Here is a 7,500-nt window from a genome sequence, read left to right on the forward strand (position 1 = left end):
CACAGAACGACATGGCTACGATCCGACTTTAAAGATGATTTGAATAAAAAAAATCTGTGCTGGCAAAACTCAGGTTATCTTCATCAATAACTGCACTGTATGTTAAATCTGCTGTCTGGCTGCTTGAATATGCAACCTGTGCATCGCCTGCCGAGGATGAACTGCAGTCATAGCGCGAAGCTACAGTAAAAGGAGAAAAACCTGCCGGATGCTGTAAAAACAGACAGTCTTCACCATCAATCGAATTGAATAATGTGTATGAATATTTTGAAAGTTTTATTTTTCCATTTTCATTTCCGCCGTTGAACCAGAGCTGCATTTTCCCCAGAAAGGTTGATGAATCATCATAAGTTCCAAAATCACTTTGCGTGACGGATGAATAGAAAGTTACTGCAACAGCAGGTAAAACTCCATTTTTCCGGTAAGCTTTTGCATCTTTGGAAAGTAAAATCTGATTTTCAGATGAAACTAAAAGATACTGGCTTTCGTCGAGCTTTTTGTATTTACGCCCTTTTGAATCCCGGTAAGTTCCGGATGAGCTTTCAACATAAACTGACTTGATTATTTGAATTAATGCAGATTCTGGCAGAATGTATTGATTTCCTGTGTTAAATGAAGAAAGCTCTATTTCATTTATGGAAACAGAGTTTTTTCCGTACCATGACTTTTCGTGTGCTTCAATTAAATCGTATCTGACGGCGGAATCGGCACGCCATTTTTCACCAGACCAGTTGAATGAAATACCCGGAGCCTGATTTTCTCCCCCTCCGATTCCACGGTTTACTTCATCTACAGAATATATTGATGGAAATATGATTTTTCGGTTAGAGATGCGGGCTGATTTTAAGTATCCTTCACCAATATAGCCTGCTGCAACTGTATTTTTTGAAAATTCATCGGCAAAGTCGGCTTCAAAGTACCAGTGATGATTGAGCATAAAATAAAGGTTTAAATCAACGTTCTGAGCAAAAATCGGCGACGAGACTGAAAGGGCAGGAGTTGTCCCAAAACCGAAACTGTAGGAAGCTGAGCCTTTTACCGTGCTTTTCCAGTATCCCGATGCAAAAAACTCAACGTTCTGGTCTCCGAAATCCCTGTTAAAAATTGAGATGAAATTTCCTGAATCTGAAAGAGGAAGGCGTGAAGTGTCAAAGACGATTCCTGCAGCTCCGTCCGCTTCTTTTTCTGTTGTCGAAGAAAGTTCTGCATTCACTTTCTGGAGCGGTAAAATAGCCAGAAGCAGGCTAAGGGATGCTGTACCTAAAAGCCTTGCCTTTGTAATTTTTAGGTCAGGATTTTTTTCCTGTGCTTTGAGAATTGCGTTTTCAAGTTTTCGTTTTTTTTCATCTCCAAAATCAAAAAGCTCCATCTGGCGCGGAGAAGATTCATCTTCAAGATTCTGCATTGCAACACCAAGAAGGCGGATTCCAAGGCGGGTGTCACGTTTTTTTTCGAGAAGGGATTTTGCCCTTTCAAATAAATCATCTACACTTGAGATATAACGTTCACCTGTAGACTGAATGCTTACCGTAGAGAAATCTTCATAGCGGATTTTTAGCGAAACGGAAGTACTGCGCACTTTTTCGCGTAAACTTCTGAACATTACAGTGTGACAGAGCCATAAAAGGGCGGTTTCTATTGTGTAAGAATCAGTTAAATCGTATTCGTAGGTGTTTTCTGCACTGATTGACCTGCTTTTAGGCTGTGCATGAAAATCAAGTCCTTCGTTTCCGCGCACTGCATTGTATAAAAAACTTCCCGCCGAATTTCCGAAAAGGCTTTGCAGAAGTTTTTCTGAGCGTATGTAGATGTCGCGGGTTGTTTTAATTCCGTAATTTTCAAGCTTTGAAAGAGTTTTGCTGCCTGCTCCCCAGACTTTTGTAACTGGAAGTGAAAGCATAAAATCAGTTTCTTTCCCGAATGGCACGATTGTAAGACCATCGGGTTTCTGTAATCCGGATGCGATTTTTGCACAGTATTTTGTTGAAGCAAGTCCCACAGAGACCGTAAGACCTGTTTTTTCAAGGATTTCTTTTTTTAGCCGGCGGGCAGTCTGTTCAGGCTTGCCGAAAAGTTTTTCTGTTCCTGTAATATCGATAAAAGCTTCGTCAACGGAAATCTGCTGAATGTCAGGCGAGTATTCTTTAAAAATTGCCATAACTTCTTCACTTTTTTCGTGGTACCTTTTCATGTTTGGCCGCATATAGATTCCGTTTGGGCACAATTTTACTGCCTGAAAAGTGGGCATAGCAGAATGAACCCCGAATTTTCTGGCTTCATAACTTGCAGTTGAAACCACCGAGCGTCTGTCACCAGGTAAACCACCTACAATTACAGGCTTCCCCTTGTATTCAGGGTGGTCAAGCTGTTCAACCGAGGCGAAAAATGCGTCTAAATCAACATGCAGAAAGACTTTATTCACTATTCAACCTTCAGTTCCCGTTTTTCGGTGCGGTAAATATGTTCTTTTTCTGTTTTGTAGAATGCTGTGATTTCGATTCTGGCTGAAGTAAACATATCGGCCGCATAGTCAATTGTAATGTTTTTGGGCGGATATTCAGGAATTATAAAACTGATTACATCGTATCCGTCATGCGCGATTACTTCATAGGAATAAACAGAATCATAAATTGGATGAGGAGAGTCAATTCCGTAAATTTCAACTGTGTAGCGGTATGCATTTTCTTTTGAAGTCAGATTAATATGATTTGTGTTCATTCCGGAAAATGAGTCTTTTGTAAGGCTAGCGCGGATTGTATTAAAATCCTGTTCAATAAATTCATTTCTTCTGGAATCTTTTAAGTGTTCATTTTTGTGGTAAATAAAAACAGAAACAAGAGTCAGTATCGTGAATATAAAAGAGATTACAATCAGGGAGTAAAAAATTCTGTTAAAAAACATTCTTTTCATGGAATAACCTTTTCTTCCCGTGTAAACATTTAATAAAAATAAAATCCTTAGCCACATGATATGAAATGGGAAAATTGCCAGTGAAAGTAAAAAATTTCCTAAAGGTTTGGTATAAACATGTCTTTCTAATTCAAAATATTGTGCATAACGGATAACTTTATAAATATACGGTATAAAAGGCATTACCAGTAAAGTGAAGAAAATAACCAGAATATAAATTTTCCGGGTCATTCGTGAAAAATAAATTATTAAGTATTCTGCAATAAATGCTACAAATAAAAGCAGATTTTGACTTGAAAAAAGAAAAATGTTTAATACAGAAACCAGTGAAATTACATATCCGTAAACAAAATGAGCTACTGAAAGTTTTAATCTTTCCTGTATATTAAACATAATTGAAATAAAAAACATCGAAAAAGTGATTTTTATACCGTATTGAATAACGGGATTTATATTTAAGAAAAATGATAAAAATTTCGTGAAAAACTGTCCGAAATAAAGAGATAAAAAGGAAACACCTATAGTTATTGGAATTAAATAAAAAGAACGCTGAAAATTCTTTTTATTTTGTTCTCCATTTTTTCCTGTGAAAGAAAAAATACACAAAAGCATTATGCTGATGATCCCTGTAAACAGGCAGGCAAAGAGTAAAATTGTTTCGCTTATAAAAAATGGTTTTATAGATTTTATTCCAGGAATATAAAAATAATGCTGATCCCACTCATCTGTTCCTTCAATTTCATAGGAATTTAAAAAATCTTCAAGAACTGTAAGCTGGTCTTCGTCTGAAAAATTTACTTCAATTGCAGGAATACCTGCTTGAGCGAACTTTGAGAGTCTTCTTGAACCTTGTATAAGCCCAAGAGTGTAAAGTGATGAAATGGATGTTTCAAAATCGAAATAAACATTTTCATCAAAAAATGAAACAGTAAGCCTTTTTGTAAGCCAGAGAGGACTGCATGCTTTTAGAGAACCTGTCTTTATGGATGTTTCTTTCTGTGAATTTAATGTGATGGTCATTGCAAAAATTGATTCAGAGCCTTCAATTGAAGAGGCATAAATTTCAGTTCCATTTACTTTTGGACTAAAATCATTATCTGAATCTAATGCCGTAAAAGTAAAATAAACAGAATACGGCTTTTCGAGATTTTTTAGTTTTGTAAGAAAAATCAGTATGCGTTCCTGATGCTGATAGAAATCTTCCTGTGGAAGGCAGAGTGCAATCTCTGTTTTTGAATTATCTGATAGATTTTCTGGTGAGGTTTTTGCATTAAATTCAACAGTCAGATTGTATGCAAAAGTGTTTTGCCCTGTTGCAGAAAGTTCCTGTGTAACTGGCGAAAAGCCGTTTTTTATTAGTATGTTTTGAAGTGTTTTTGAGAGTTCACTTCCGTATGGCTGGGATGCAGAAGTGTTTTCCGGGAAAATCTTAAAAAAAATTGAGAAAAAAATAAAAAAAACTGTTATAATCTTATTTAAATGCACTTTATTAGAATATAATTTGTCGGTTTACAATTCAAGTGCCTTGTTGTACAATGTATTCTGTATAGGATAGGAGTTTTAGATGCCTGCTGAAAAAAAGTTTATATTGAATTTGCCATTAAAAGTGATTCTTACTGAAGAAGGCACCTCGCATTTTATAAGCAATAAAAAAAAGTTACTTCGTATCAGATTAGCTGATAATGTTGAAGAATACGGTATTTCGTTAAATCCATTTTCGCCTCAGTCAATTCAGAATATGATTATGGTTGACTACATTTCAAAAATCGAAATTTCAATGTCGGAATTTGTTTCTGTCCGTCAGGAAGTTATGGATTTAGCAAAGGTTGTTGTTTATTCAATTCTTTACAAACAGTTTGACCGCCAGCTTTTCTCGGATATCATCAAATGTGATTGTGTCCGTAAGCATAACCGTTCTAATCCTAGTGAACTGATTGATGAACGTACAAAAATTGATGATAAACAGCTTCGTGCAATGATTTCAAAAAGGGAAGCTGTAATTCGTCAGGCAAAAAAAGAAATTCTTGATCCTGTCTGGAAATCAATCATGGAAAATAAAGAATATTCTCTGGAAGAACGTAATATTTATCTTCTCATGACCGAAAAATTTCTTAACCGCCTTTCACTTTTGAACTGGTATATCATTTTAAAGTTTTTTAAGGATAAAGACGGATTCGCACAAATCAATATTGCTATAAGGCATCTTCTTCAGATTTACATGGAAAAGTCTCGTGTTGCGGAATATATTTCAATTCTTCTTATGGAACTTGCACTTAATGCAGAAAATCAAAATCTTAAAAAAGAAGCTAAAGTAATGTATGCCGGTGTTGATGATTTAGATTCTCTTATGTTTGATCCGGAAGTCCGCTCAAAAATTATTACAGAATTAAAACGTAAACATGAACTGGTTTCTCTTTCCTGGAAACTTGGCGGTGGTTCTACTGCTATTGGTAAGCAGGGACGTCTTCAGATTATGGTTTTAAACAAAAATGATGAAAATCAGGAAACAAAAGAAAATATCGAAAATAAAATGGCTGCCGATACAAATAAGCGGTCTTTAATAGATTTTTACAGAGAGCTTCCTGACGGGCAGGGGGGAACTGATTTAGGTTTGTATTATCTTTCTTATCTTGATGATGCATGTAAAAAACTTAATGTTAAATTTGAATCCATTGTAAATCAGTTCCAGAATCAGGATTTAACAGTCATAAATCTGATTTTCAATTTTTAAAAATGAAATCATTCAGATATTTTTATATACTGGCTGTAATTTCTTCTCTTGCTTTTTTTTCCTGTTCAGATTCAGAAACAGATGTTGTAACGGTTACGGCCAGTACAATTTTTGATTATTCTGATAATGAAAATCCGCCGTCTGCAAGACTTGCAGTTTTTTTCCAGGTAACAAATGAAGTTCAGCGTACTGACAGTTTTGTTGTATCCAATGAAAAATCAGGCTATTCGTGGAATGTAAAAAATCCTGGAATCTTTACAGGTTTAAATAAAAATTATACCTATTCATTAAATCTTAGTGCGCCTGAAGGTGAATCCATACCTGTCGGTTCCTATTCTGCTGTTTATTATGATGCAGCAGGAAATGAAGATTCAATTAATTTTGATGTGAATTACAGTTTAGAATTATTAAAATCTAACGCCCTTAAGTGTAAAGATTTTCTTGGTAAATATAATGAAAATATTGCTGTCTATGATGATTCTGGTGAGCTTCTTTTTATGGGAAAAGCAAAAGCTTCGTGGAAATCGAATGAATCAATATTAAAAGATTATAAAACAGCTTTTTCAAAAAGAATTTGTTATGTTACATCTGGAAATTCTATAATTTGCATGATGCCGGAAGAAAAATTATTAACGGATAGATAAAATGGAAAATAAAGATATTGTTACGTCTAGAAAAACTGATGGAATTCACCGTGAGATTCATACTTTTGTACTTCGACAGGGGCATTTTACAGCTAGTGAAAGAAAGGCTTATGAAGAACTTCATGAGCAGTTTTGTGTTCCGTATTCAGAAAAAAAACTTGATTTTGAAACAGTTTTTGGGAATAAAAATCCTGTAGTAATTGAAATTGGGTTTGGCATGGGAAAAGCAACTGCAATTATTGCTGAGAATAATCCTCAGATTAATTATCTTGGAATTGAAGTTCATAAACCTGGCGTCGGAAAACTTTTGGGCGAAATTCGTGAAAAAAATCTGAATAATCTGCGCATTATTGAACATGATGCAATGGAGGTTCTTACAGAGCAGATAAATGATGAATCTGTCAGTGCTTTTCATATATTTTTTCCTGATCCATGGCAAAAGAAACGCCATTTTAAGAGAAGACTTGTTCAAAGACCTCGAACTGATTTAATGGCAAAAAAACTTGTTAAAGACGGTTATCTGTATTTTGTAACTGACTGGCTTCCTTACGCTGAATTCGGACTGGAACAGCTTTCTGTAACTGATGGTTTAAAAAATAAGTATGAAAAATATGCTCCCCATCAGCAGTGGCGTCCAGAAACCCGGTTTGAACAAAAGGGATTGGATGCAAATCGGGTAATAACAGAATTGATGTTTGTAAAAAAATAGTATTTTTTTTGAAAAAAAAGAAAATAAGTGTTGACAGAAAAATATTGGTGTGATATATTCATTCTCACCCGCTGACAACCGGTCAGTACGGTAAAAGTTCTTTGAACATAATCAGATAAGTGAAGGAAAGAAAAGACAATACATGTGGAGCAATGTCAATTGTTCCATCGTATATCACATGAAAAACAAAGCCAGTAAAAGAGAAATCTTTTATGGCGTTCCTAATCAATCAAAAGATTGGTCAGGTAAAATGATTCGTGAATCTTTTGCCCTTCGGGGCTTTAGAATAATCATGGAGAGTTTGATCCTGGCTCAGAACGAACGCTGGCGGCGCGTCTTAAGCATGCAAGTCGAGCGGTAAGATACCTTCGGGTATCCTAGAGCGGCGGACTGGTGAGTAACACGTAGATGACATACCTTTCGGACGGGGATAGCCTGTGGAAACACAGGGTAATACCGGATAAGGTTTTCCGTATTGGAAGCGGAAGAGGAAAAGAGCTTCGGCT

5 protein-coding genes and 1 rRNA gene (1 of these 6 only partly in view) are annotated in these 7,500 nt (G+C 35.7%); 4 read left to right on the forward strand and 2 right to left on the reverse strand.

The features are described 5' to 3' along the window. Window positions 1–28 precede the first annotated feature (28 nt). Window positions 29–2,422, reverse strand: coding sequence for a DNA polymerase IV (gene dinB, locus ACKI5B_RS12580; protein WP_407429297.1), 2,394 nt, complete (start codon window positions 2,420–2,422; stop codon window positions 29–31). Continuing rightward, a complete protein-coding gene (locus ACKI5B_RS12585) occupies window positions 2,422–4,395 on the reverse strand; it encodes a hypothetical protein (RefSeq protein WP_407429299.1) in 1,974 nt (657 codons plus the stop codon). Before ACKI5B_RS12585 ends, dinB begins: the two co-directional genes overlap by 1 nt. 79 nt (window positions 4,396–4,474) lie before the next feature. Between ACKI5B_RS12585 and ACKI5B_RS12590 the strand changes: the two genes are divergently transcribed. The 4 genes from ACKI5B_RS12590 to ACKI5B_RS12605 form a co-directional block, all read left to right on the forward strand. Further along, window positions 4,475–5,641 (forward strand): DUF8084 family protein, encoded by a 1,167-nt coding sequence (locus ACKI5B_RS12590; RefSeq protein WP_407429301.1) that lies wholly within the window; start codon window positions 4,475–4,477, stop codon window positions 5,639–5,641. 2 nt (window positions 5,642–5,643) lie between these two features. Then, the gene (locus tag ACKI5B_RS12595) at window positions 5,644–6,285 is read left to right on the forward strand and encodes a hypothetical protein (RefSeq protein ID WP_407429303.1); all 642 of its coding nucleotides are present in this window, start codon (window positions 5,644–5,646) and stop codon (window positions 6,283–6,285) included. 1 nt (window position 6,286) lies between these two features. Next, window positions 6,287–6,994, forward strand: coding sequence for a tRNA (guanosine(46)-N7)-methyltransferase TrmB (gene trmB / locus ACKI5B_RS12600; RefSeq protein ID WP_407429305.1), 708 nt, complete (start codon window positions 6,287–6,289; stop codon window positions 6,992–6,994). 289 nt (window positions 6,995–7,283) lie between these two features. After that, window positions 7,284–7,500 (forward strand): 16S ribosomal RNA (locus tag ACKI5B_RS12605) (it continues 1,324 nt past the right edge of the window).

The sequence above is a fragment of the Treponema sp. genome (genome assembly GCF_045657965.1).
In the GTDB taxonomy this organism is placed as follows: domain Bacteria; phylum Spirochaetota; class Spirochaetia; order Treponematales; family Treponemataceae; genus Treponema_D.